Source organism: uncultured Lutibacter sp., assembly GCF_947493565.1.
In the GTDB taxonomy this organism is placed as follows: Bacteria; Bacteroidota; Bacteroidia; order Flavobacteriales; family Flavobacteriaceae; genus Lutibacter; species Lutibacter aestuarii.
Window position 1 is genome coordinate 224,368 of record NZ_CANLRG010000004.1, and the last position, 23,532, is coordinate 247,899.

General features: G+C 29.2%; 24 protein-coding genes and 2 tRNA genes. 5 read left to right on the forward strand and 21 right to left on the reverse strand.

Annotated elements, in window-relative coordinates; genetic code table 11:
• Positions 1-60 precede the first annotated feature (60 nt).
• Together Q0714_RS06575 and Q0714_RS06580 are read left to right on the forward strand one after the other, a co-directional pair.
• The gene (locus Q0714_RS06575) at positions 61-753 is read left to right on the forward strand and encodes a queuosine precursor transporter (RefSeq protein WP_298263652.1); all 693 of its coding nucleotides are present in this window, start codon (positions 61-63) and stop codon (positions 751-753) included.
• A 146-nt stretch (positions 754-899) separates the two neighbouring features.
• On the forward strand, positions 900-1,253 hold the full coding sequence (locus tag Q0714_RS06580) for a hypothetical protein (protein ID WP_298263653.1): 354 nt from the start codon (positions 900-902) through the stop codon (positions 1,251-1,253).
• On the opposite strand, the gene Q0714_RS06585 is transcribed toward Q0714_RS06580, so the two are convergent.
• On the reverse strand, positions 1,254-2,051 hold the full coding sequence (locus Q0714_RS06585; protein WP_298263654.1) for a DUF2797 domain-containing protein: 798 nt from the start codon (positions 2,049-2,051) through the stop codon (positions 1,254-1,256).
• Positions 2,052-2,096: 45 nt separating this feature from the next.
• Here Q0714_RS06585 and Q0714_RS06590 point away from each other — a divergent pair, with 45 nt between their 5' ends.
• Positions 2,097-3,608 carry a GH3 auxin-responsive promoter family protein gene (locus Q0714_RS06590; RefSeq protein WP_298263656.1) on the forward strand — a complete coding sequence of 504 codons (1,512 nt, stop codon included), beginning with the start codon at positions 2,097-2,099 and terminating at the stop codon, positions 3,606-3,608.
• 5 nt (positions 3,609-3,613) lie between these two features.
• Here the strand turns inward: Q0714_RS06590 and Q0714_RS06595 are convergent, their stop codons facing one another.
• Positions 3,614-4,591, reverse strand: a complete 978-nt coding sequence (locus tag Q0714_RS06595) for a polyprenyl synthetase family protein (protein WP_298263658.1) — start codon at positions 4,589-4,591, stop codon at positions 3,614-3,616.
• A 106-nt stretch (positions 4,592-4,697) separates the two neighbouring features.
• On the opposite strand from Q0714_RS06595, the gene Q0714_RS06600 reads away from it, so the two are divergent.
• Positions 4,698-5,153 (forward strand): hypothetical protein, encoded by a 456-nt coding sequence (locus Q0714_RS06600; RefSeq protein WP_298263660.1) that lies wholly within the window; start codon positions 4,698-4,700, stop codon positions 5,151-5,153.
• Positions 5,154-5,194: 41 nt separating this feature from the next.
• Here the strand turns inward: Q0714_RS06600 and Q0714_RS06605 are convergent, their stop codons facing one another.
• The 4 genes from Q0714_RS06605 to Q0714_RS06620 are packed head-to-tail and all read right to left on the reverse strand — an operon-like array spanning position 5,195 to position 9,127.
• A complete protein-coding gene (locus tag Q0714_RS06605) occupies positions 5,195-6,271 on the reverse strand; it encodes a bifunctional 3-deoxy-7-phosphoheptulonate synthase/chorismate mutase type II (RefSeq protein ID WP_298263662.1) in 1,077 nt (358 codons plus the stop codon).
• 17 nt (positions 6,272-6,288) lie between these two features.
• Positions 6,289-7,146, reverse strand: coding sequence for a prephenate dehydrogenase (locus Q0714_RS06610; RefSeq protein WP_298263663.1), 858 nt, complete (start codon positions 7,144-7,146; stop codon positions 6,289-6,291).
• Positions 7,146-8,309: an aminotransferase class I/II-fold pyridoxal phosphate-dependent enzyme gene (locus Q0714_RS06615; protein ID WP_298263665.1), complete on the reverse strand. Its 1,164-nt coding sequence runs from the start codon at positions 8,307-8,309 to the stop codon at positions 7,146-7,148. The genes Q0714_RS06610 and Q0714_RS06615 overlap by 1 nt, the downstream gene beginning before the upstream one ends.
• A complete protein-coding gene (locus tag Q0714_RS06620; RefSeq protein ID WP_367181324.1) occupies positions 8,309-9,127 on the reverse strand; it encodes a prephenate dehydratase in 819 nt (272 codons plus the stop codon). The genes Q0714_RS06615 and Q0714_RS06620 overlap by 1 nt, the downstream gene beginning before the upstream one ends.
• Before the next feature lie 507 nt (positions 9,128-9,634).
• Here Q0714_RS06620 and Q0714_RS06625 point away from each other — a divergent pair.
• The gene (locus Q0714_RS06625; protein WP_298263666.1) at positions 9,635-10,372 is read left to right on the forward strand and encodes a CpsB/CapC family capsule biosynthesis tyrosine phosphatase; all 738 of its coding nucleotides are present in this window, start codon (positions 9,635-9,637) and stop codon (positions 10,370-10,372) included.
• 30 nt (positions 10,373-10,402) lie between these two features.
• On the opposite strand, the gene Q0714_RS06630 is transcribed toward Q0714_RS06625, so the two are convergent.
• The 15 genes from Q0714_RS06630 to metF all read right to left on the reverse strand — a co-directional run bounded on the left by Q0714_RS06630 (position 10,403) and on the right by metF (position 23,487).
• Positions 10,403-12,277: a nucleoside-diphosphate sugar epimerase/dehydratase gene (locus tag Q0714_RS06630; RefSeq protein ID WP_298263668.1), complete on the reverse strand. Its 1,875-nt coding sequence runs from the start codon at positions 12,275-12,277 to the stop codon at positions 10,403-10,405.
• A 2-nt stretch (positions 12,278-12,279) separates the two neighbouring features.
• Complete coding sequence (locus tag Q0714_RS06635) at positions 12,280-13,413, reverse strand: aminotransferase class I/II-fold pyridoxal phosphate-dependent enzyme (RefSeq protein ID WP_298263670.1); 1,134 nt, start codon at positions 13,411-13,413, stop codon at positions 12,280-12,282.
• A 53-nt stretch (positions 13,414-13,466) separates the two neighbouring features.
• Positions 13,467-14,033, reverse strand: coding sequence for a sugar transferase (locus tag Q0714_RS06640; protein ID WP_298263672.1), 567 nt, complete (start codon positions 14,031-14,033; stop codon positions 13,467-13,469).
• A 35-nt stretch (positions 14,034-14,068) separates the two neighbouring features.
• Positions 14,069-15,046, reverse strand: coding sequence for a Gfo/Idh/MocA family oxidoreductase (locus tag Q0714_RS06645; protein WP_298263674.1), 978 nt, complete (start codon positions 15,044-15,046; stop codon positions 14,069-14,071).
• A gap of 14 nt (positions 15,047-15,060) precedes the next feature.
• Positions 15,061-16,344, reverse strand: a complete 1,284-nt coding sequence (locus tag Q0714_RS06650; RefSeq protein ID WP_298263676.1) for a nucleotide sugar dehydrogenase — start codon at positions 16,342-16,344, stop codon at positions 15,061-15,063.
• A gap of 6 nt (positions 16,345-16,350) precedes the next feature.
• Positions 16,351-17,367, reverse strand: coding sequence for a dTDP-glucose 4,6-dehydratase (gene rfbB, locus Q0714_RS06655; protein ID WP_298263678.1), 1,017 nt, complete (start codon positions 17,365-17,367; stop codon positions 16,351-16,353).
• Between the two features lie 3 nt (positions 17,368-17,370).
• Positions 17,371-18,234 (reverse strand): dTDP-4-dehydrorhamnose reductase, encoded by an 864-nt coding sequence (gene rfbD / locus Q0714_RS06660; RefSeq protein ID WP_298263680.1) that lies wholly within the window; start codon positions 18,232-18,234, stop codon positions 17,371-17,373.
• A 4-nt stretch (positions 18,235-18,238) separates the two neighbouring features.
• On the reverse strand, positions 18,239-18,799 hold the full coding sequence (gene rfbC / locus Q0714_RS06665; RefSeq protein ID WP_298263682.1) for a dTDP-4-dehydrorhamnose 3,5-epimerase: 561 nt from the start codon (positions 18,797-18,799) through the stop codon (positions 18,239-18,241).
• A 7-nt stretch (positions 18,800-18,806) separates the two neighbouring features.
• A complete protein-coding gene (rfbA, locus tag Q0714_RS06670) occupies positions 18,807-19,679 on the reverse strand; it encodes a glucose-1-phosphate thymidylyltransferase RfbA (protein WP_298263683.1) in 873 nt (290 codons plus the stop codon).
• Between the two features lie 570 nt (positions 19,680-20,249).
• Positions 20,250-20,323 (reverse strand) — tRNA-Asp (locus Q0714_RS06675).
• Positions 20,324-20,429: 106 nt separating this feature from the next.
• A complete protein-coding gene (locus Q0714_RS06680; protein WP_298263685.1) occupies positions 20,430-20,828 on the reverse strand; it encodes a hotdog domain-containing protein in 399 nt (132 codons plus the stop codon).
• Positions 20,829-20,922: 94 nt separating this feature from the next.
• Positions 20,923-20,996, reverse strand: a tRNA-Asp gene (locus tag Q0714_RS06685).
• 66 nt (positions 20,997-21,062) lie between these two features.
• Complete coding sequence (locus Q0714_RS06690; RefSeq protein ID WP_298263687.1) at positions 21,063-21,986, reverse strand: DUF58 domain-containing protein; 924 nt, start codon at positions 21,984-21,986, stop codon at positions 21,063-21,065.
• Between the two features lie 88 nt (positions 21,987-22,074).
• The gene (gene trxA, locus Q0714_RS06695) at positions 22,075-22,392 is read right to left on the reverse strand and encodes a thioredoxin (protein ID WP_298263688.1); all 318 of its coding nucleotides are present in this window, start codon (positions 22,390-22,392) and stop codon (positions 22,075-22,077) included.
• Positions 22,393-22,530: 138 nt separating this feature from the next.
• Positions 22,531-23,487 carry a methylenetetrahydrofolate reductase [NAD(P)H] gene (gene metF, locus Q0714_RS06700; RefSeq protein WP_298263689.1) on the reverse strand — a complete coding sequence of 319 codons (957 nt, stop codon included), beginning with the start codon at positions 23,485-23,487 and terminating at the stop codon, positions 22,531-22,533.
• Positions 23,488-23,532 lie beyond the last annotated feature (45 nt).

Here is a 23,532-nt window from a genome sequence, read left to right on the forward strand (position 1 = left end):
TATGTATTTGAAAGCACAAAAATAACAATATTTTACTATATTCGTCACAACTCACTACAAATGAATCAAAAACTAAAATCTGAAGCTTTTACAATTTATTTAATTTTAGGCTCCATGTTTATTGCGGCATTGGTTGCTTCTAATTTAATTTTTCAAAAATTCTTTTATTGGAATCCTTTTGGATGGTTTAGGTTTGAACTTTCTGTGGGTATTTTACCTTATCCAATCACTTTTTTAATTACTGATATTATTTCTGAAATATATGGTAAAAAAAAGGCCAATCAAATTGTAATTGCTGGTATTTTTGCTTCTTTGTTTTCTATGAGTATAATACTTATTGCCAATTATACACCTGCTATTGAAAACTCACCAATAAACAATGAAACTTTCACCAAAGTTTTTGGTTTATCACCCATTGCTGTACTAGCATCAATGTTAGCCTACTTATTTGCTCAATTTATTGATATTAGGATTTTTCATTTTTGGAAAAGGAAAACAAAAGGTAAACATTTATGGTTACGCAATAACTTTTCGACTTTTTCTTCTCAATTTATAGATACATTTACGGTAGTTTCTTTATTATGTATTTTTAAAGTTTTACCTTGGAGTTTATTCCCTACTCTTTTAATTAGTGGATTTCTTTTTAAAATTATTATTGCTTTATTAGATACTCCAATTTTATATTTGATTGTTTATTTATTTAAAAAGAGGTTTAAATTAGCTAGTGGCGAAGAAATTAAACTAATAGATTAAACAAAAAATTGGCATACTTTTTGAATTTTATTTCACAAAGGGTAACAATTTTAAATAAAATTGATCTAAAAGTGTAAATGAAACATAAAGTAAATGGTAACAACCATCCCTAAAAAGAAACATTTACTCCTAAATTTAAAAAATGGATGAAAAATAAGTTTATACAAACCGCCATAATTTGTGTAGTATTATTTTTAAGTAATTGCAGATCATCAGATATTGAAATGGATTTACCTTATTGTATTAAGACTAAAATTGTTTCAATACTAGCTAATGAAGTTAACAACCCTACCACGCAAATATGGAAGTGGAAAGTTGATGATAAAACGTATTATTACATCACAAGTAATTGCTGTGATCAATATAACTATTTGTACAATAGCAATTGCGAAATTGTATGTGCTCCAGATGGTGGTATTTCAGGAAATGGAGATGGAAATTGCCCTTCATTTACTACTGAAATACAAAAAACTTTAGTTTGGGAAGATACAAGAGATTAGCTATTTAATAGTGATAAAAACTTTATAGCCCTCACTATTTCTAACATTAAAAACCGTACCATCTTCAAAAATTAAATACTGACCTTTGATTCCTTTTAGCTTTCCTGAATACACATGTGATTTTTCTAGATTAAACGATTTGATTTTTTTGGGGAAAGTTAAAACCGGATAGGTTATTTCTGTTATTTTTCCATTATTTTCTAAAAAATAGTTTTTAGCTTCTTCTGGAATAAACGTCTTTAATTTTTCACGTTCCTCTATCAAATCTGCATCAACAATTTCATTTTTTAGCATTTTTTGCCAACTGGTTTTATCAGAAACATAGTCTTTTAAAGCAACTTCGGTTATCCCAGCTAGATACCTGTTTGGAACTTCAACAATTTCTATAGCTTTTGAAGCTCCTTGATCTATCCAACGTGTTGGAACTTGCGTTTTTCGTGTGACACCAACTTTTACATTACTAGACAATGCTAGATACACTACATGTGGCTGTAATTGAACTTTTTTTTCATATGCTAAATCTCTATCTTCAATTCCTTTATGTGCTGTACTTAATTCGGGCTTCATAATCCAATCACCTACCTGAGCACTTTCATAAAAACATTCATAACAAAAACCTTGTCTAAAAATTTTTTTTTCTTTTCCGCAACATAAACATTGATAGCCTTCAAAACTAATTTCCAGCTCTTTATCTAATAATTGATTTAAATTTAAAAAATTATTTTCTGTATCTAAATAATACTGAACCTCCTCATCTAATTCTGTTATCATTTTTTTTAATACTACTTGATATTGCATAAAAGTTTTTATTAAATTTAACACGCTAAATATACTTAATAAAAGATGCCTTTTCCAATAGTTAATTCAATAATTTCATGGTTTTTAAAAAAACGAAAACATCAAATGGAATTATTTTTAAAATATCCCATCTATGTTCAAGATGAATTGTTATTTAAATTACTCCAAAAAGCAAAAGACACTGAGGTTGGATTAAAATACGAGTTTTCAACTATTAATAATTATAATGAATTTGCTCAAAAAGTACCAATTCAGCAATATGAAACCATTGAGCCTTTAATTGAAAGAGCTAGAAAAGGAGAACAAAATATTTTTTGGCCTACACCTATAAAATGGTTTGCAAAATCTAGTGGTACTACCAACGCAAAAAGCAAATTTATACCTGTTAGCGAGGAAGCTTTAGAAGATTGTCATTTTAAAGCTGGAAAAGACATGCTTTGTTTATTTTTCAATAACAACCCTGAAGCTGAACTTTTTACTGGAAAAGGATTAAGATTAGGCGGCAGCAGTGCCGTTTATGAAGATAATAATTCCTACTTCGGAGATTTATCAGCAATTATTATTGAAAATATGCCTTTTTGGGCAGATTTTAGCAGTGCTCCAAAGCAGGAAACTGCACTAATGGCTGAATGGGAAACTAAAATGAAAGCCATCGTTGATGAAACTATAGATGAAGATATCACCAGTTTAGTTGGTGTCCCTTCTTGGATGTTAGTACTATTAAATAATGTATTAGAGCGAACAGGAAAAACTAATATTTTAGAAGTATGGCCTAATTTAGAAGTATATTTTCATGGAGGCGTTAACTTTAACCCATACCGTGAACAATTTAAAAAATTAATTCCTAAAAAGGATTTTAAATATTATGAAACCTACAACGCTTCAGAAGGTTTTTTTGCAATTCAAGATGTAAATAACTCATACGATTTACTTTTAATGTTAGACTATGGCATTTTTTATGAGTTTATCCCTATGGATAAGTTTGATGGAGAAAATTCAATTGCCATTCCACTTTCTAAAGTAAAACTCCATAAAAATTACGCTATGGTAATTACAACCAACGGTGGTTTATGGCGTTATTTAATTGGTGACACTGTTAAATTTACTTCACTAAACCCGTATAGAATTCGAATTACTGGGAGAACTAAACACTTTATCAATGTTTTTGGTGAAGAATTAATTATTGAAAATGTTGAAAGCGCATTAAAACAAGCATGTTTAAAAACAGGTGCTGAAGTTTCAGAATATACGGTTGCTCCAGTTTTTATGAAGGAAAAAGATAGTGGTGGACATGAGTGGTTAATTGAATTTAGAAAACATCCTGAATGTATTAATTATTTTAAAGAACTATTGGACAATGCTCTAAAATCGATCAACTCAGATTATGAGGCTAAACGTTATAATAATATGACACTAGCCATGCCCAAAATAAATATTGCAAGAGAGGGCTTATTTTATGATTGGTTAAAACAAAAAGGAAAACTTGGTGGGCAACATAAAATTCCACGACTTTCTAATTCTAGAAAACATTTAGAAGAACTTTTAAGCCTAACCTAAATCCGCTAAATCTTACGTTCAATTACATAACTAACCATCGTTAATAAAGAATCTTTGTAAGGAGAATCAGGATAAGAATTCAAAATAGTCAAGGCTCTATTTTGATAATCTTTCATTTTGGAAGTAGTATATTCAATACCTCCTTTTTCTTTCACAAATGTTATAACTTCTTTAACTCTCTTTTTATTTTTATTGTATTTTTTTACAGAGTTTATTAACCATTTACGCTCTGTTTCTGTACAATTATTTAAAGCATAAATAAGTGGTAATGTCATTTTCTGTTCTTTAATATCTATCCCTGTTGGTTTTCCAATTTTAGCATCTGTATAATCAAACAAGTCATCTTTAATTTGAAAAGCAATTCCTATTAACTCTCCGAACAAACGCATTTTTTCAATTTCTTCACTAGAACTTCCAACAGAAGCTGCTCCAATACCACAACAAGCCGCTATTAATGTTGCTGTTTTCTGACGAATAATTTCAAAATATACCTCCTCTGTAATATCTAATCTTCGTGCTTTTTCAATTTGAAGCAGCTCTCCTTCACTCATTTCACGAACTGCAACAGAAATCAGCTTTAATATATCAAAATCTTCATTATCTATAGAAAGTAACAACCCTTTGGATAATAAAAAATCACCAACCAATACCGCTATTTTATTTTTCCACAACGCATTTATAGAGAAAAAACCTCTTCTTCTATTACTATCATCAACAATATCATCGTGAACTAAAGTTGCCGTGTGTATTAACTCAATAATAGAGGCTCCTCTATAGGTTCTTTCTTCAAATTTACCTCCTGAAACCATTTTTGCAACCAAAAAAACAAACATCGGCCTCATTTGTTTTCCCTTTCTGCGAACTATGTACTGTGTGATTCTATTTAATAATGGAACTTTTGTAGCCATGGACTCTTTGAACTTGCTTTCAAAAAGTTCCATTTCTTTAAGTATTGGCTGTTTGATTATTTCTACTGGTTTCATAAGCTTCACAAAAATAACAGAATATTTTGTATGTATCTAAATTATTTTTTTCGTATTCATATTTATAGTTAATACATTTGAAGTTTTAAAAAATAATTTAATACATATGAAAAAAATTTTACTTGCAACATTTTTGCTATTGGTATCTTTTATTGATTTAAAAGCTCAAAATTTAGAGTATAAAGTAATTACTAGTGTGGAGTCTATTGTTCCAATGGGTTTAGGTAGATCTAGAATTATTTCTTCTGAAGAAGAGCAGAACTACCAAGATTTAACATCTGAAAGAACAACTGAAAACAATAAACAAAACAAAGCTAAACGTTCAAAAGCTAAAATTGACAATTTTGAAGAAACTAAATTATTAAACTTTTTTAGTGTTGCTGGTATCAACTTTAAAAATATTGCTTCCAACGATGCTATAATTAGTTCTAAAATTAACACTATGGTTAACAATGGTTGGGAATTGGCTTTTGTTGTAAGTGGCGTTGAAAGTGATGGTGGAAAAGGTGATGGACAAGGTATTTATATTACGCGCTATATTTTTAAAAGAATTAAAGAGTAATAAAAAAGGGAAGCTAATGCTTCCCTTTTTTTATGATACATTTATTTTACATTGTGCTGAATATTTATAGACTCCACATGGATTGCTTTAAAAATTTCTTCAATAAATTCTTTACTTAAACCTTTAGACTGACCATCTTCAACCATTTTATTTAAAATATCAGCCCATCGTCCACTTTGTAAAATGGCTACATTTTCATCATGTTTTAGCTTTCCAATAGCCTTTGCAATCCCCATTCTATCACTTAAAATATCAATAATATTGCTATCAATTAAGTCTAATTCTTTACGATGCATGTTCAATTTTCTTTGGAATTCTTCTGCAGTACTATTCTTTTGTCGAATTCTTAAATCTTGGGTAATTTGATTTAATTGTGCTGGTGTAATTTGTTGTTTTGCATCACTCCAAGCATTATCAGGATCAATATGAGTTTCAATCATAAATCCATCATAATTTAAATCTAATGCCGTTTGAGAAACATCTAAAATAGTATCTCTTCTACCACAAATATGAGAAGGGTCTAAAATTAATGGCAAGTCTGGAAATTCTTTTTTCAATTCAATAGCTATATGCCATTTTGGTTTATTTCTGTAATGCATTGTGTTGTATGCTGAAAAACCTCTATGAATAACTCCTAATTGAGAAATTCCAGCAGACTGTAAACGTTCAACACCTCCAAGCCATAGTGGAAGGTCTGGGTTCACAGGATTTTTAACTAGAACTGGTTTATCAACTCCTTTTAATGAATCAGCTATTTCTTGAACTGCAAAAGGGTTTACCGTGGTTCTAGCTCCAATCCATAAAATATCTATATCATGTTTTAGCGCCTTTTCAACATGGTCAGTATTTCCTACTTCAGTAGTTACCAACATTCCTGTTTCTTCTTTTACCTTTTGAAGCCAAGGCAATCCCTTTTCTCCTACACCTTCAAAACCACCTGGACGAGTTCTAGGTTTCCATATTCCTGCTCTAAATACATTTGTATCAGTATCTTTTAATAAATGAGCTGTTTTTAGTACTTGTTCTTCAGTTTCAGCACTACAAGGCCCAGCTATTACAATTGGATGCGCTAGGTTCATAGCGTCTAACCACCTTCTATTTTCTTTTTTTATTTCCATGATGTTTAATTTCTTAATTAGTTAGGTTGTTTTATTCCGTTTAAAATTGATTTTATATAATTGGTTTCTTTCATTGTTTTATTTAAAGCATCACTATCATTATTGACAATCATTTCTTTAAATTCAATTAAATTTTTTATGTATTCATCTAATGAGCGAATAACATTTTCTTTATTTTCTAAAAATATTGGAGTCCAGGTAGTCGCCGAACTTTTAGCCAAACGCACTGTCGATGCAAAACCTGTACTTGCCATATCAAAAATTGCTTGCTCGTTTTTTTCAATTTCAAGCACTGTTTTACCAAGCATAAATGAACTTACATGTGAAAGATGAGATACATAAGCTATGTGCCTATCATGTTCAATTGGGTTCATCATTTTTATGCGCATATTTAATTTTTTAAATAAACTAATGGCTTTATCTAAAATTTTCCAATCTGTTTTATCTGCTTCACAAATAATATTTACTTTTTCATCAAATAGATTTAAAATTGCTGCTTCAGGGCCAGAGAACTCGGTACCAGCTAAAGGGTGAGCTGCAACAAAATTCTTTCGTTTTGGATGATTTTCTATAGACTTGCAAATTTCATTCTTTACAGAACCTACATCAAAAACCAGCGTGTTAGTTGCAATTGTATCTAACACCTTTTTTAGTACATGTGGTATTACATTTACAGGTACCGCAATTATTACTACCGATGCTTGAGAAAGCTCTGAAGGGTTCATTTCAGCGTCAGTAATACCCAATTCTAAGGCTTTTTGAATATGATCAGGATTTTGATCTATCCCATAAACTTTAAACCCCATTCGCTGCTTTAAGTCTAATGCTAAAGAACCTCCTATTAAGCCCAAACCTATTATTACTAATTTTTCCATTACAATTTACTTTTAACCGTTGTAACTCTTTCTAAAACTTCTTTAAAAACCTCTTCTGACACACACAAAGATGCTCTTATATACCCTTCTCCATTTGAGCCAAAAACAGTTCCTGGAGTAATAAATACATCTTTTTCATATAATAAGGTATCTGTAAATTGTTCAGCAGATTCTCCCTTAGGTAATTTTGCCCACACAAATAAACCTCCAATGTTTTTATTATAAGAACAATCTAAGGCATCAAATATTTTCCAAACCAAAGCTTGTCTTTTTTTATAAATTTTATTTTGTTTTTCAAACCAATCTTTTGTTAAGTTTAAAGCTTCTACTGCACCTTTTTGGATTCCCAAAAACATTCCTGAATCCATATTGCTTTTCACCTGTAGAATTGTTTTTAAAATTTTTGAATTCCCAACAACCATACCTACACGCCAACCAGCCATATTAAATGATTTACTTAATGAATTTAATTCAACAGCAACCTCTTTCGCTCCTTCAACGGCTAAAAGACTTGTAGGAGAATCATTTAAAATAAAGCTATAGGGGTTATCATTTACAATTAAAATATTATATTTTTTTGCAAAATCTATTAATTTTTTAAAATGCTCTTTTGTAGCTTCTGCTCCCGTTGGCATATGTGGATAATTTATCCACATCATTTTTACTTTAGAAAGATCTTGATTTTCTATTTCTTCTAAATTAGGCAACCAATTTGTAGCCTCCTTTAAGTTGTACAATATAGGTTCTGCTTGAACTAATTTAGTCACAGAAGCATATGTTGGATATCCTGGATTAGGAATTAACACTTGATCTCCTTTGTTTAAAAAAGCCATTGAAATATGCATAATCCCTTCTTTAGAACCCATTAAAGGCAATATTTCATTATTAGGGTTTAAATCAACTTGATAATAATCTTTATAAAATTTACCAATACCCTCTCGTAATTCAGGAATACCTTGATAACTTTGATATTGGTGTACATTGGGTATTTGAATTGCATTATTTACTGCTTCAATTACATTTAAAGGAGGGGCTAAATCTGGACTTCCAATAGCAATATTTATTATTGGTCTCCCCTCATTTTTTAATGCGGCTACTTCTCTAAGCTTTTTAGAAAAATAATACTCTTTTACCTCATTTAATCTATCCGCTTTTTGAATCATTATCTTTTACTTTTAGTGTATTCACCTAATACTTTTAACATTTCAACTTTATCTTTAATTTCATTCATGGCATTGTAATAATCCGCATAACTATTAAAAATAAAATCGGCAAAAAATGCGTACTTCCAAGGTGTTTCAATAACTGGCATAGACTGTATTTTAGATAAATTTAAATGGTGTTTTGCCAAAATAGTTAATATTTGTGCCAAACTACCTGTGTCATCACTTGTAATAAATTTAATAGATGCTTTATTAGCTGAAACCAAATTTTTAGCTTCAGAGTTTGTTAAAATAAAAAACCTGGTCGCATTCTCTTTAATCGTTTGAATTGCTGAGGCTAAAATTGTTAAATCATACGTTTCTGCTGCTAATTCGCTTGCTATGGCTCCTATCCCTTTTAAATTATTATCTCTAATTCGTTTGGCCACTGAAGCCGTATCTTTATCTTCAATTAATTTAATATGAGGGTAGTCTTTAAAAAATTTATGACATTGTAATAAAGCCATTGGGTGTGAATAAACTTCTTTAATATCTTCAATTTTTTGACCGTTTAACACCATTAAATTGTGTTGTATTGGCAAATGAAATTCTCCACAAATATTTAATTGATGTTCATCAATTAAAGCGTAATTGGGTAAAATGGCTCCAGCTATGGTATTTTCTATTGCCATAATTACAACTTCTGCTTTATTAGTATAAAGTAAATTTGGTAATTCACTAAATGATAAACATTCAATTAAATCGATATTTTTACCAAAATAGGCTTCAGCAACTATGTGATGAAACGATCCTTTAATTCCTTGTATTGCTACTTTCATTGTTATTTTTTATCAAAAAAAAAGTCCCGATTTATATCGAGACTTTTTAATTTATTTTTTTAAATAATACATACGAAGTCTCAACCTTTATTGATAAAATAAAAGTAAAAATAGAAACGGTTCCAAGTATTATTTGTTTTCATTGTCATAATTTATTTGGCAAATCTATACATTAATTTTAAAAGAGCAATTTATTTTTAAAAAAAAATACAATTCTTATTATTTTAACAAAAAAATAAAATTTCATTAAACATTTCACAATATAACTTTTAAAAACTAAGAGAAATCTAATTTGATACTTCTTTTAAAGATTAATTATTTGTATATTTTTATAATTAATCATTACTTTAAGTAGCTTTTACTATATTAAATAGATAAATTTTTTCTAAAAAATACTATTTATATTAAAATTTAGTTACTCAAATAAAGTTTTAAATATTTATATTTAAATAGCCAGTAAAAACAAAAGTTCATTTAATTTTACGCTATCATCTATTACCGTTTTATATGCTATCATTATTTAAAAAGAAAACACCTATTATTCATTTATTCCCCAAAGAGTTTGTGGATATCCATTGTCATTTATTATCCAATATTGATGATGGAACAAAGAGTTTAAATGAAGCTATTTCACTTATTAAAAGAATGCACAATTACGGTATTAAGAATTTTATATGTACACCTCATATTATGGGTGGTGTTTGGGAAAATTCAAAGGAGAGTATTTTAACCAAATTAGCAGAATTACAAAATGAATTAAATTTACAAGGGCTTAAAGATATTTCAATTAAAGCCGCTGCTGAATATATGTTAGATGAGAACTTTGACAAACTCTTAAAAACTAAAGATTTATTGACACTTAAAGATCATTTTATTTTAATTGAGTTATCGTATTTTAATCCGCCTCTAAATTTATACGAACAACTATTTAACATTCGAATTGCAGGATATAAGCCTATATTAGCCCACCCTGAAAGATACTCCTATTTCCATCATAATTTTGAAGAATATTCCAAACTTAAAGAAGCTGGGTGTTTATTCCAATTAAATTTATTATCACTATCAAAATACTACGGAGAGTCTATTCAAAAAACAGCTTTTAAACTTTTAAAACAAGGTTTTATAGATTTTGTTGGCACCGATACTCACAATAATAGGCATTTAAATTATTTAGAAAAAATAAATAATGTGAAAGCTGTTAAAATGGTTCGTCCAATTTTAAAAAACAATGTTTTGTTTCAATAATTTTAAAAGAATTAATTGTAGGTTGTTGATTTAAAAATCCAGTTTTTCATACGCAGAGTTGTTGGATTTAAATTCTGGAACAATTTCTTTCATTTTAATCACCGTATTTTTATCATCCAATTGTTCATTTAATTTACATAGTTCATTTATATTGCAAATTATTTCATTTGCATTAAACTTTTTAACTTTGGCTATGAGTATTTTTTTATGGTGTGTAACTGTTGTGGTTTCATCAGTTCTTAAAACTTCTTCATAAATTTTTTCACCAGCCCTTAAACCTGTAATTTTTATATCAATATCATCAGGAAATTTTAAGCCTGATAAATGTATCATATTTAGTGCTAAATCGTAAATTTTAATAGAATTCCCCATATCAAACACAAATATTTCGCCTCCATTTCCCATAACTCCAGCTTCAATAACTAACTGACAAGCCTCAGAAACTGTCATAAAAAACCTTGTGACATCTTTATGGGTTACAGTTATGGGGCCTCCATTTTTTATTTGAGATTTAAACAAATGAATAACGGATCCGTTAGAACCTAATACATTTCCAAAACGAGTGGTTATAAATTTTGTATTCCCTTCTTGTTGCAAACTATTTATGTACATTTCTGCAACTCTTTTGGTTGCCCCCATAATACTAGTTGGATTTACCGCTTTATCGGTTGATACCAATACAACCTTATTTACTTTATATTTTAATGAAATATCTGCAATAATTTTAGTTCCTAAAACATTGGTGCTAACAGCTTCATAAGGATTTTCTTCCATAAAAGGAACATGTTTGTAGGCTGCTGCATGAAAAACAATTTGAGGTTTAATTTTTTTAAACACTTCCTCCATTCGTTTGCTATTTCTAATATCCGCTACTATAGCTGTAATATTTTTATTTTTTTTATGTATAAAATATTGTTGAAGATTATAAAGACTAGATTCTGCACTATCAATTAACACAAGGTTTTTAAAATTATAATTTGCAATTTGTTTAGCAATTTCACATCCTATAGATCCTGCAGCACCTGTTATAACAATAACTTTTCCATTAAATTCTGTTTTTAAATTTGGGTTGTTCAATTGAATTGAGGTTCTTCCTAACAAATCTTCAATCTTTAAAGGTGTAATTTGTTGAGTTTTTAATGTATTTGCAATCCAGTTTTTGGTAGTAGGAACAATTTTTATTTTTACTGGTAACTTTGATAATGTATTTACAATTTGAAGTAATTGATTAGGTTTTATTAGTTGACAAGCAATTATAATTTCATCAATTTTTTTTGTAAAAACAAACTCATTATCAACCTCTTTAAAATTAAAAATTCTTAAACCATACAATTCATTATTAACTTTCTTGATATTATTTTCAATAAAACCAATTACATTTAATTTGTAAATAGTTTCTTCTGTTAACACCTTATATGTTATTTTACCCAACTCTCCAGTACCATAAATAAGAACTCTTTTCTCGTATTTTACATCTGAAATTATCAAATAATACAATTCTTTATACAAAAATCTACTTATTATAAAGAACAATTGGCTCAAAATAAAATGAATAAAAACAACTGAAAAAGAAAGATCCGAAAAACTAACAATTGATAATTTTGGACTTACAAACATCAGTCCAATAACAACCAACATGATTAATAAATTGGATTTAGTGATGCGTATCAAATTTTTAAAATCTGATTGTCTAACTATCCCTTTATAAGACCCTACAAATAAAAAACTAATACAAGCAATAATTAAGTACCATATAACATAAAATACCAGCGTAGTAGCTGGCATGTTAAATTTAAAATTGGATGCAATTAAAACAGTTAAAATAAAAGTGATAACAAGAATGTTGATATCAAACAACAATACTAAATAACGGAGGGTATTATTATTAATTATTTTTTTTAGCATTCTTAGAACTTTTTAAGCACCTCAATTATTCTACCCAAATCTTTCTCTGTTAAATTTGAACTACTAGGTAAACATAATCCTTTTTCAAATAAATTTTCTGAAACTCCACTAATATAAGCTTTGCAGTTTTTAAAAACAGGTTGTAAATGCATAGGTTTCCACAAAGGTCTAGATTCAATATTTTTAATTTCTAAAGCTTTTCTAATTTTTTCTCTTGTTTGAAAAGATGGTGTTTGAATAGTGGTTAACCATCTATTAGATTTAAACCCTTTTGGCTCTTCCAAAAACTTAAAATCTAAATTTTTCAACTCTTCAAAATACCTATCAAAAATTCTTCTTCTCGTCTTAACCCTATCTTCTAAAACCTCTAGCTGTCCTTTTCCTATTCCAGCTAATACATTGCTCATCCTATAATTATATCCTATTTGAGAATGTTGAAAATGAGGTGCTTGATCTTTAGCTTGTGTTGCTAAATAAATTGCTTTCTCTTTTTCTTTTTCAGAATTCACAATTAATGTCCCCCCGCCAGAAGTTGTTATAATTTTATTACCATTAAAAGAAAAAACACCATACAAACCAAAAGTTCCACAGTATTTCTCATCTACTTTACTTCCCAAAGCTTCTGCACTATCTTCAACAATTGGTATGTTATATTTTTTACCAATTATTGAAATTTGTTGTGCTTTGTATGGCATCCCGTATAAATGTACTGCAATAATTGCTTTTGGTTTAACACCTTTTAAAATCCTTTCTTTTATTGCCTCTTCCAATAACATTGGGCACATATTCCAAGTATCTTTTTCACTATCCACAAAAACTGGTTTAGCACCTAAATAAACAATTGGATTTGCTGAAGCTGAAAACGTAAAACTTTGGCACAAAACCTCATCTCCAACACCAACACCAGCCATAATTAAAGCTAAATGTATTGCTGCTGTTCCAGAATTTAGAGCTACAACATATTTATTTTCTTTAATATAATTTTGAAGCCCTTGTTCAAAATCAGTTATATTTGAGCCTAAAGGGGCTACCCAATTACTATCAAGAGCTTCTTGTACATACGTTTGTTCATTCTGCCCTAAATGAGGAGATGAAAGCCATATTTTTTTTTCTTTATTTGCTAAGTTAGATTCCACAATTAAAACTACAGTTTTTTTATGGTTTATTGTTTTCTAATAAATTAAAAAAATTATAAATGAGGATTTAAGAGTACTTTTATACTCTTGCATATTAATTTTATATCTCCCCAAAAAGATTGGTTGTAGTAATAATTTAAATTTAAATGTACTTTTTCTGGGAATAAAACCTCATCATTATATTTTAAAGGATTTGTTTGTTTAGCTAACAAATCTTCTTCATTTGCATATTTTAAGGCTGCTTCACTTATTAAACCAGGCTTCAACTGTAATATTTTAATATTCTCTCCTTTCAAAGCATCATAATAACCTGGTAAATCTGGTCTTGGCCCTACAAAACTCATATTTCCTATCAAAATATTAATTAATTGTGGTGTTTCATCCAATTTATATTTTCTGAAAAATGCCCCAACTTTTGATATTTTGTTAGTATTTAAATGCAAAGTTCTAAATTTGAAAATTTTAAATTGTTTACCAAATTGTCCCACACGATTTTGAATAAAAATTCCATTTGAATTTGTATCAACACCTGCCATAAGCCATATGATAATTATAAATGGCCATCCTATAGTTAGACTAACAATTGCTAAAACAACATCAAAAATTCGCTTTAAAAACACTTTAAATATGTATATTATTTTAAAACTCTCAGCACTTACATAACACCTCTATCAAAAGGATGTTTTACCAAAGGTTTTAACACAAATGGGTGGTACTCTCCTTTTGCTCCAATTGGAGTGGCATGGCGTACATTATGAACAATCTCAATGGCTTGCCTTGGCGCTTCTATACCATATCCATTTCCTTTTAAAATTTCTTCATAAGAAATGGTGTGCAAATCTGTAAAACCTCCACTAAATTCTAGTTCTTCATCTTCTACAGTAATTGATCTAAATGTTCTTTGTCCTTTGGCTTTAATTTCATCAGGAAGCACATCATAGTTTATAGATAAAAACCAACGAACTCTAGCTTTTTCAAACTCTAAATATCCTGCAGATCGGTCATGAGTATTTACATGTACAACATTTTGTTTTACATCACCAAAAATCCAAGAAAGCATATCAAAAAAATGCACTCCAATGTTCGTAGCTATTCCTCCAGATTTTGAAACATCACCTTTCCAAGAGGTATAATACCAATGCCCACGCGATGTAAGATAGGTTAAATCAATATTATACACTTTATCTTTTGGACCATTATCAATTTTATTTTTTAACGCTATAATACTAGGATGAACTCGTAGCTGTAATATATTGTATATTTTTTTATTGGTTTCTTTTTCAATTTTAGCTAAAGCATCAATGTTCCATGGGTTTAAAACCAATGGTTTTTCACAAATAGCGTCTGCTCCCTGTCTTAAAGCAAAACGAATATGTGCGTCATGTAAATAATTTGGTGTACAAATACTTACATAATCCAACGTTGTTTGTTGCTCATATATTAATTTGGAAATATGACGATCAAAACGTTCAAATTCAGTAAAAAAGTCTGCATTTGGAAAATAACTATCCATAATTCCAACACTGTCAAATTTATCTAATGCAGCAATTAAGTTATTATCCGTTTGTTTGATAGCTTTCATATGCCTTGGAGCTATATATCCACTAGCGCCTATTAATGCAAAATTTTTCATTTTTTTCATTTAAATTAAAGTTTTCCATTTACTTTACAAGGTAACACTCCTTTTACATCATAAATTACTCCATTTTTGCTAAGGTAGGAATCGAAATTTATTTGTAAAAACTCTTGATGTGCCACTGCCAAAACAATACCGTCGTAAGTTTTTTTAGGTATTTTTTGAACAGTTTTTATTTGATATTCTTGTTGTACTTCATTTGGATTAGCCCAAGGGTCAAACACCGTTACGTTGGTTCCAAAATCTTCCAACTGTTTAACAACATCAACAACTTTTGTATTTCTAACATCAGGACAGTTTTCTTTAAAAGTAATTCCTAAAACTAATATTTGCGCATTTTTAATTTCAATATCATTTTTAACAAACAGTTTAATTACTTCTGAAGCTACATACTGTCCCATACTATCATTCATTCTTCTTCCAGCCAATATAATTTCAGGATGATAACCTACTTCTTGTGCTTTTTGAGCTAGATAATAAGGATCAACACCAATACAATGTCCACCAACTAAACCTGGTTGAAACTTTAAAAAGTTCCACTTTGTTGATGCAGCTTCTAAAACTGCTTGAGTATCTATATTTAATAGGTTAAATATTTTTGCTAATTCATTTACAAAAGCAATATTAATATCTCTTTGAGAGTTTTCAATAACTTTTGCCGCTTCTGCCACCTTAATAGAAGGGGCTAAATGAGTTCCAGCTGAAATTACTGAAGCGTAAAGGTTATTTACCTTTTCACCAATTTTTTTGGTTGAACCTGAAGTTACTTTTAAAATTTTATCGACTGTGTGTTCTTTGTCTCCTGGATTGATACGTTCAGGAGAATATCCAACAAAAAAGTCTTTATTAAAAGTTAACTCTGAAGCCCTCTCTAAAATTGGCACACATACCTCTTCTGTTGCGCCTGGATAAACTGTAGACTCATAAATTACAACATCGCCTTTTTTTAAGACACTACCAACCGTTTCACTAGATTTTATTAATGGAATTAAATTTGGTTTATTATTTTTATCCACAGGTGTTGGAACGGTAACAATATAATAATTACAATTGGTTAAATCACTGATGTTGTTTGTACAATAAAGTCCTTTATTAGTGGAAGAAACATCAACCAAAACTTCACTTAAAGTTTTAGAATTAACCTCTAATGTAACATCTAACCCTTTTTTTAATTCAGTTACTCTTTTTTGATTAATATCATAACCTATTACCGAATATTTTGTAGCAAATAAACGAGCTAATGGTAACCCAACATACCCTAAACCTATAACAGCAATTTTAATAGTTTCTTTCATTTATTACTATTGATTTTTATATTTTTCAATATACCATTTTACTGTTTTTAAAATACCTGTTTCAAAATTTTCATCAGCTTTCCAACCTAATTCATTTTTAATTTTAGAAGCATCAATGGCGTATCTGAAATCGTGGCCAGCTCTATCTTCAACATAGGTAATTTGATCTTTATAGCTTTTATTTGGTAAAGGCACTAATTCATCTAATAATTCGCAAATTTTATGAGCTATATAATTATTGGTTCGCTCATTTTCACCTCCAATGTTGTATACCTCTCCACTTTTTCCTTTATAAAATGCCAATTCAATTCCCTTACAATGATCTAATACATATAACCAATCTCTAATATTTTTTCCATCGCCATAAATTGGGATATCGTTACCTTGTAGCGCTTTTTTTACAACTGTTGGAATTAATTTCTCATTATTTTGTTTAGGCCCGTAATTATTTGAACAATTTGTTATTACAGTATTCATTCCATAAGTATGATGGTAACTTCTAACTATTAAATCGCTACTTGCTTTGGATGCGCTATATGGTGAATTTGGTGCGTATGCTGTTTGTTCAGTAAACAATCCGGTTTCTCCTAAACTACCATAAACCTCGTCGGTAGAAACATGTAAAAAACGACTATTTTCGTATCCTTTTTTAATTACAAACGGTTTTTCCATCCAATATTTATAAGCAACGTCAATTAGGGTAAATGTACCTAATACATTAGTTTTTACAAATATATCAGGATGAGCAATAGAATTATCAACATGTGATTCTGCGGCTAAATGAATTACATTGGTTATTATATGATGCTGAAAAATACGCTCTATTAAACCTCTGTCACAAATATCTCCTTTAATAAATGTAAAATTTTTAGCATTTTTTACCGTATTTAAATTAGCTTCATCACCAGCATAGGTTAACAAATCAAGTACAACAATTCTAAAATCAGGATATTTTTCAACAAAATATTCCACTAAATTTGAACCTATAAATCCTGCTCCTCCTGTAATTAATATTGACTTCATTTTTTAATTGATTAAGTTAATACACTTTTTTAAAGATGTTTCCCAATAAGGGATTTTTATATCAAACGTTTGCTGTATTTTTTCAGTATTCAACAAGCTAAATTTTGGTCTTTTAGCTTTGGTTTTAAATTGTTGAGATGTTGTAGGTTCAATTTTACAAGTACGATTAGAAATTTTAATTATTTCTTTTGCAAATTGATACCAACTACACTTTCCACTGTTTGCATAGTGAAATATTTGTACCCCTTCCGTTTGTAAAAATGGTATTATTTTTAAAATGGCAGAAGCTAAATCTACTGCATATGTTGGAGATCCTATTTGGTCATTCACTACCGAAATACCATCCTTCTCTTCGCATAACTTTAAAATTGTTTTTACAAAGTTTTTTCCATGTGGAGCGTATAACCAAGACGTTCTTATAATTAAGGTATTTGGCGGGTTTATTTTTAAAAGCTCTTTTTCTCCTTCTAATTTACTATGTCCATATTTATTTTGGGGATTGGTTATGGCTATCTCTTTGTACGGAAATTCGGAAGTTCCATCAAAAACATAATCGGTAGAAATATGAATTAATTTTAATTGATGTTTTTTGGTTAGTTGACCAATATTTTGAACTGCTAAGCAATTAATTTTGTAAGCAAGCTCTTCTTCATCTTCCGCTTTATCAACATTTGTATAAGCTGCACAATTAATTATTAAAGTAACCTTATTTTTAACAATATATTTTTCAAGCTCTTCAAAATCTAAAATATTTAGTGTATGCTTATTGGTAAATAAAAACTTGAATTGAGGATACTCCTCTTTCTCTAAATTTACCAAAGACAACCCTAATTGACCTCCCGAACCTGTTACCAGAATAGTTTCCATCAAATTAATAAATTGTTTCAAATACTTTTGCCTCTTTAAATACTGGTTGATTTTTATCTTTATCTGAAATACATAAATTATCGTCAATAACTTGCCAATTGATATTTAAATCAGAATCGTTATATAAAATTCCTGCTTCAGATTTTTTGTGGTAATAATTGTCAACTTTATAACTAAAAATAGCTTCGTTACTTAATACTTTATAGCCATGAGCAAATCCTTTAGGAATAAATAATTGATGCTTATTTTCATCACTCAATTCAACGGCCACATAGTGACCAAATGTTGAAGAGTTTTTTCTAATATCCACTGCTACATCCAATACTTTTCCATAAATAACCCTCACCAATTTAGATTGTGCAAATGGTGGTAACTGATAATGCAACCCTCTTAAAACTCCTTTTACTGATTTAGATTCATTATCTTGACAAAATTTCACCTGATACCCTAAAAAATTTTCAAAAGCTTCTTTTTTAAAACTTTCAAAAAAATAACCTCTTTTATCATAAAAAACAGTAGGTTTACATAAAACTACATCTGGTATGGCTGTTCTACTAAATTCCAATAGTGTATTATTTTGCTACGCGAAGTAAATACTCCCCATATTCGTTATTTTTATATTCTTTAGCTAAAGCTATTAATTGTTCTTTGGTGATAAAGCCATTTTCAAATGCTATTTCTTCAATACAGGCAATTTTTAAGCCTTGCCTTTTTTCTATTGTTTGAATAAAGTTTGAAGCTTCTAATAAAGAATCTTGTGTTCCTGTATCTAGCCAAGCATATCCTCTACCCATTAATTTCATTTTTAAATTGCCTTTTTCCAAATATGTTTGATTTACAGTAGTAATTTCTAATTCACCTCTTTCGCTTGGTTTTATTTCTTTTGCAATTTTAACTACCGAATTAGGATAAAAGTACAACCCTACTACAGCATAATTACTTTTTGGGTTTTTGGGTTTTTCTTCAATACTAACCACATTTTTATTTATGTCAAACTCCGCAACTCCATATCGTTGAGGTTCGTGAACATAATATCCAAAAATAGTAGCATTTTGTTCTTCTGAAACATTTTTTACAGCCTTACTAAGTAGCTTTTCTATACCAGCACCATAAAAAATATTATCTCCTAAAATTAAACAAACATCATCATTCCCAATAAACTCCTCACCTAAAATAAAAGCTTGAGCCAAACCATCAGGTGAATGCTGTTCTATATAAGAAAATTTTAATCCCAGTGAAGTGCCATTACCCAACAGTTTTTTAAAGTTGGGTAAATCTTGAGGTGTTGAGATGATTAAAATTTCTTTTATTCCAGCCAGCATTAAAACAGATAATGGATAATAAATCATAGGTTTATCATATACTGCCAACAATTGCTTTGATGTTCCTTTGGTAATAGGATACAGCCTTGTTCCTGAGCCACCTGCTAGTATAATTCCTTTCATTTTAAATAGGTTTAAGCTATTATGCGAAAATAACTATTTATATCCTATTTTAATGATTATTCAATCTTAAATTATTTGAATTAAGGTTGACTCTTCAAAATTTAAATGATGATTAGAAAATAACTCTCCAACTTCACTCTAAATAAATAGTTAGTTTTCATTAACAAATAGCGTATTTTTATAAACAAATGGATGATTTTAATCAATAAACGGTATATTTTTTGGATTTTTCAATTTTATTTTGTTATTTTAACATTCGTTAAAAACGAAGCTATTTTTGAATAGAATAAACCAACACCAAACTCTTTTTTATGAAATCTATATATTTAAATGAAAGTTGCTCTTCAAAATCTATTAGCGAGTTTGCCAAAAAAACATACAAAACCTATTTTGAACACTACAAATCAAGGAATCTCACTCCAATGCCATTAGAAGAGTTTATAAAAAATTACCGCAGCTAAATTTCTTAATCAACAAAATTATTTAGCCCTTTTTGAGAGTGAAAATTGTATGAATGAACGCTTTTTTATAAAGCAATAAAAAAAGCATCTCAATTGAGATGCTTTTTTGCGGTCTGGACGGGACTCGAACCCGCGACCCCCTGCGTGACAGGCAGGTATTCTAACCAGCTGAACTACCAGACCGTTGCTCTTAGCGGATGCAAATATAAACAATATATTTTATGAACTAAATTTTAGAATAGAAAATTTTATAAAAAAGTTCAAGTTTATATTTACTTTAGTTTCTGAATTAATAATCTAGCACATGCTTTTCCAACACAAAACATACAAATTCTCCTTCAAAAACAAGGGTTGATCTGCTATAAACTACTGATTTTACAAGTATTTTTTTTTCATTAACTCTGTTAATAATAGCAGCTTCGGCTTTTAACTTATCACCTAATTTTACGGGCTTTAAGAATTTAATTTCTGCTTTTCCTAATACTACTGTTGGTTCATTTATTGAAAGCATTGCGGCATAGTCAGCTAAACCAAATATAAAACTCCCATGGGCAAGTCCAAAATTATCAACAATCATTTCTTTAATAATTGTCAGTTCAACTGTAGCCTTTTCATTTTCAAGAGCTACTACAGCTCCAACAAATTTTTCAGAAGTCTCTAAATGAGTATTTTGCTTAATTTCATTCATTTTTTTTAATTTAAATTAATTATCAATTAAGACTTTTTAGAAGTAGTAAACTTTTATAAATAAAAAAATCCTTGAGTTTTCAAGGATTTTTTTGCGGTCTGGACGGGACTCGAACCCGCGACCCCCTGCGTGACAGGCAGGTATTCTAACCAGCTGAACTACCAGACCGTTGCTCTTAGCGGATGCAAATATAAATGTGTTTTTGATAATAGCAAAGCTTTTTTTTAAAAAATATTACAAAAACCTTTTTCTACTAATTAAATACGATATTAATACTTGATGAAATCCTTTATGAATATCTACAGGAACATAATCTATCTTATATTGCATACATTTCAGCTTTAATTCATTAAAATATTTATCCATCTCTTTTTGGTAATTTTCTTTAACTGTAGAAGCATATAAATTAATTTCATCTCCTGTTTCAATATCAATAAATTTTTTAGGTGAATTTTCAAAATCGAAATCATATTCTAACTTCCCATCAAATGTATGAAACAATACAACTTCATGTTTATTATATTTTAAATGACGTAAAGCTTCAAAAAGCTCATTCTCATTTTTAGTAACTTGAAACATATCAGTAAATAAAAAAATGAGTGAACGTTTATGTATTTTTTCAGAAATTTCGTGAAGCAACGTGTAAGTATCTGTTGCAGCATCCGATTCTTGCACTAATAAATTTTCTAATTTATGTAACAACATTCTTCGGTGTCTATCACTCCCTTTTGCAGGAGCGTAATAATCGCTTTTATCACTATAAATACTTAACCCAATAGCATCTCTTTGTCGCTTTAATATTTCTAATAATGCTGCTGAAGCTATTGCAGAAAAACCTATTTTAGATAAATTATTTATAGATATATTTTTAATAATTGGATAATGCATAGAAGCTGAATTATCAATAATTATATGGCACCTTAAATTGGTTTCCTCTTCATACCTTTTGACAAATAATTTTTTTGTTTTAGCATATAACTTCCAATCAATATGCTTTGTGCTTTCCCCTTTGTTATAAAGTCTATGCTCTGCAAATTCAACTGAAAATCCGTGAAAAGGACTTTTATGCATCCCTGTTATAAATCCTTCAACTATTTGGTTTGCTAATAGTTCAAGATTGTTAAGTTCTGATATTTGTTGTACTGAATTGGTAGCCATATGTATTAATATTTGTAAATATAGTATATAAAAAGAAAAAGGCTTAACATAATTGTTAAGCCTTAGAAAATATTAGAATCATTATATTTTACAAATGAGCATCAATTTTTTGAGCATATGTTGCTTTTGGAGCTACACCAACTTGTTTTTCAACAACTTCACCCCCTTTAAAAACTAATACGGTTGGGATGTTTCTAACCCCATATTTGGCTGCAAATTCTTGATTTGCATCCACATCAACTTTTGCAATTGTTGCTTTTCCTTCATATTCTGTTGTTAATTGATCCATAATTGGAGCAACCATTCTACAAGGACCGCACCAAGCTGCCCAAAAATCAACCATTACTGGTTTGTCTGATTGTAATACTACTTCGTTAAAAGTTGCATCTGTTACTTCTAATGCCATGTTATATCTTTTTTATTAATATTTCTTTAAATATAAATACAAAAGTAATCAAAAAAATAACCAAAGCAATTCTACTTATATTACTTTTATTTATGACACTATTTACGATTGTAATATTAAAGAATTCAGTTACATTTATTAAAACACTTCTTGAGCAATAGCCTTAATATTATCTGATTTCCCCATAGAATAAAAATGTACTACTGGAACACCTGCTTTAATTAATTCTTTTGATTGATTGATTGCCCATTCAACGCCTAATTGTCTTACTTGCTTATTATCTTTACATTTTTCAATTTCTGAAATTAAAATATCTGGAACATCCAATCTAAAAACTTGAGGTAGAATTTGTAAATGTCTTTTAACTGCTATAGGTTTAATCCCAGGTATTATAGGCACAGATATCCCTATTTCTCTAGCTTTTTTTACAAATTCAAAATATTTATCATTATCAAAAAACATTTGCGTTACTATATAGTCTGCTCCAGCATCCACTTTATCTTTCAATCTTTTTAAATCTGAATCCATACTTGGTGCTTCTAAATGTTTTTCAGGGTATCCAGCAACACCAATACAAAAATCTGCATTATACGGAGTTTCAATAATTTCATGTAAATACTTTCCCTTATTTAAATCACTTATTTGAGAAACTAATTCGGACGCATACTGATGACCGTCTTTAGATGCTTGAAAATATTTTTCGTGTTTCATAGCATCACCACGTAAAGCCATTACATTATCTAAACCTAAATAATGACAATCTACCAATACGTACTCAGTTTCTTCTTTAGTAAAACCTCCACACAATACATGTGGAATAGCATCTACATTGTATTTATATTTTAATGAAGCGCAAATTCCAACTGTACCCGGTCTCATACGAGTAATTTTTTGCTCTAATAATCCACTTTCTTTTGGTATATATACATGCTCTTCTCTAGATGTAGTTACATCAATAAAAGGAGGTTTAAATTCCATTAAAGGATCAATATTATTGTATAAATCTTGAATGTTTTGACCTTTTTGTGGCGGTACAATTTCAAACGAAAATAATGTTTTTCCTTGAGCTTGTTTTATATGTTCTGTTACTTTCATTCCTTTTGTTAAAATTTAATAGTTAAGGTGTTTCAACTCAAAACT

Excerpts from the sequence above, each read along its gene's own strand:
- Q0714_RS06575 (WP_298263652.1), top strand. The coding sequence starts at position 61 with ATGAATCAAAAACTAAAATCTGAAGCTTTTACAATTTATTTAATTTTA.
- Q0714_RS06580 (WP_298263653.1), top strand. The coding sequence starts at position 900 with ATGAAAAATAAGTTTATACAAACCGCCATAATTTGTGTAGTATTATTT.
- Q0714_RS06585 (WP_298263654.1), bottom strand. The coding sequence starts at position 2,051 with ATGCAATATCAAGTAGTATTAAAAAAAATGATAACAGAATTAGATGAG.
- Q0714_RS06590 (WP_298263656.1), top strand. The coding sequence starts at position 2,097 with ATGCCTTTTCCAATAGTTAATTCAATAATTTCATGGTTTTTAAAAAAA.
- Q0714_RS06595 (WP_298263658.1), bottom strand. The coding sequence starts at position 4,591 with ATGAAACCAGTAGAAATAATCAAACAGCCAATACTTAAAGAAATGGAA.
- Q0714_RS06600 (WP_298263660.1), top strand. The coding sequence starts at position 4,698 with ATGAAAAAAATTTTACTTGCAACATTTTTGCTATTGGTATCTTTTATT.
- Q0714_RS06605 (WP_298263662.1), bottom strand. The coding sequence starts at position 6,271 with ATGGAAATAAAAAAAGAAAATAGAAGGTGGTTAGACGCTATGAACCTA.
- Q0714_RS06610 (WP_298263663.1), bottom strand. The coding sequence starts at position 7,146 with ATGGAAAAATTAGTAATAATAGGTTTGGGCTTAATAGGAGGTTCTTTA.
- Q0714_RS06615 (WP_298263665.1), bottom strand. The coding sequence starts at position 8,309 with ATGATTCAAAAAGCGGATAGATTAAATGAGGTAAAAGAGTATTATTTT.
- Q0714_RS06620 (WP_367181324.1), bottom strand. The coding sequence starts at position 9,127 with ATGAAAGTAGCAATACAAGGAATTAAAGGATCGTTTCATCACATAGTT.
- Q0714_RS06625 (WP_298263666.1), top strand. The coding sequence starts at position 9,635 with ATGCTATCATTATTTAAAAAGAAAACACCTATTATTCATTTATTCCCC.
- Q0714_RS06630 (WP_298263668.1), bottom strand. The coding sequence starts at position 12,277 with ATGCTAAAAAAAATAATTAATAATAATACCCTCCGTTATTTAGTATTG.
- Q0714_RS06645 (WP_298263674.1), bottom strand. The coding sequence starts at position 15,046 with ATGAAAAATTTTGCATTAATAGGCGCTAGTGGATATATAGCTCCAAGG.
- Q0714_RS06650 (WP_298263676.1), bottom strand. The coding sequence starts at position 16,344 with ATGAAAGAAACTATTAAAATTGCTGTTATAGGTTTAGGGTATGTTGGG.
- rfbB (WP_298263678.1), bottom strand. The coding sequence starts at position 17,367 with ATGAAGTCAATATTAATTACAGGAGGAGCAGGATTTATAGGTTCAAAT.
- rfbD (WP_298263680.1), bottom strand. The coding sequence starts at position 18,234 with ATGGAAACTATTCTGGTAACAGGTTCGGGAGGTCAATTAGGGTTGTCT.
- rfbA (WP_298263683.1), bottom strand. The coding sequence starts at position 19,679 with ATGAAAGGAATTATACTAGCAGGTGGCTCAGGAACAAGGCTGTATCCT.
- Q0714_RS06680 (WP_298263685.1), bottom strand. The coding sequence starts at position 20,828 with ATGAATGAAATTAAGCAAAATACTCATTTAGAGACTTCTGAAAAATTT.
- Q0714_RS06690 (WP_298263687.1), bottom strand. The coding sequence starts at position 21,986 with ATGGCTACCAATTCAGTACAACAAATATCAGAACTTAACAATCTTGAA.
- trxA (WP_298263688.1), bottom strand. The coding sequence starts at position 22,392 with ATGGCATTAGAAGTAACAGATGCAACTTTTAACGAAGTAGTATTACAA.
- metF (WP_298263689.1), bottom strand. The coding sequence starts at position 23,487 with ATGAAAGTAACAGAACATATAAAACAAGCTCAAGGAAAAACATTATTT.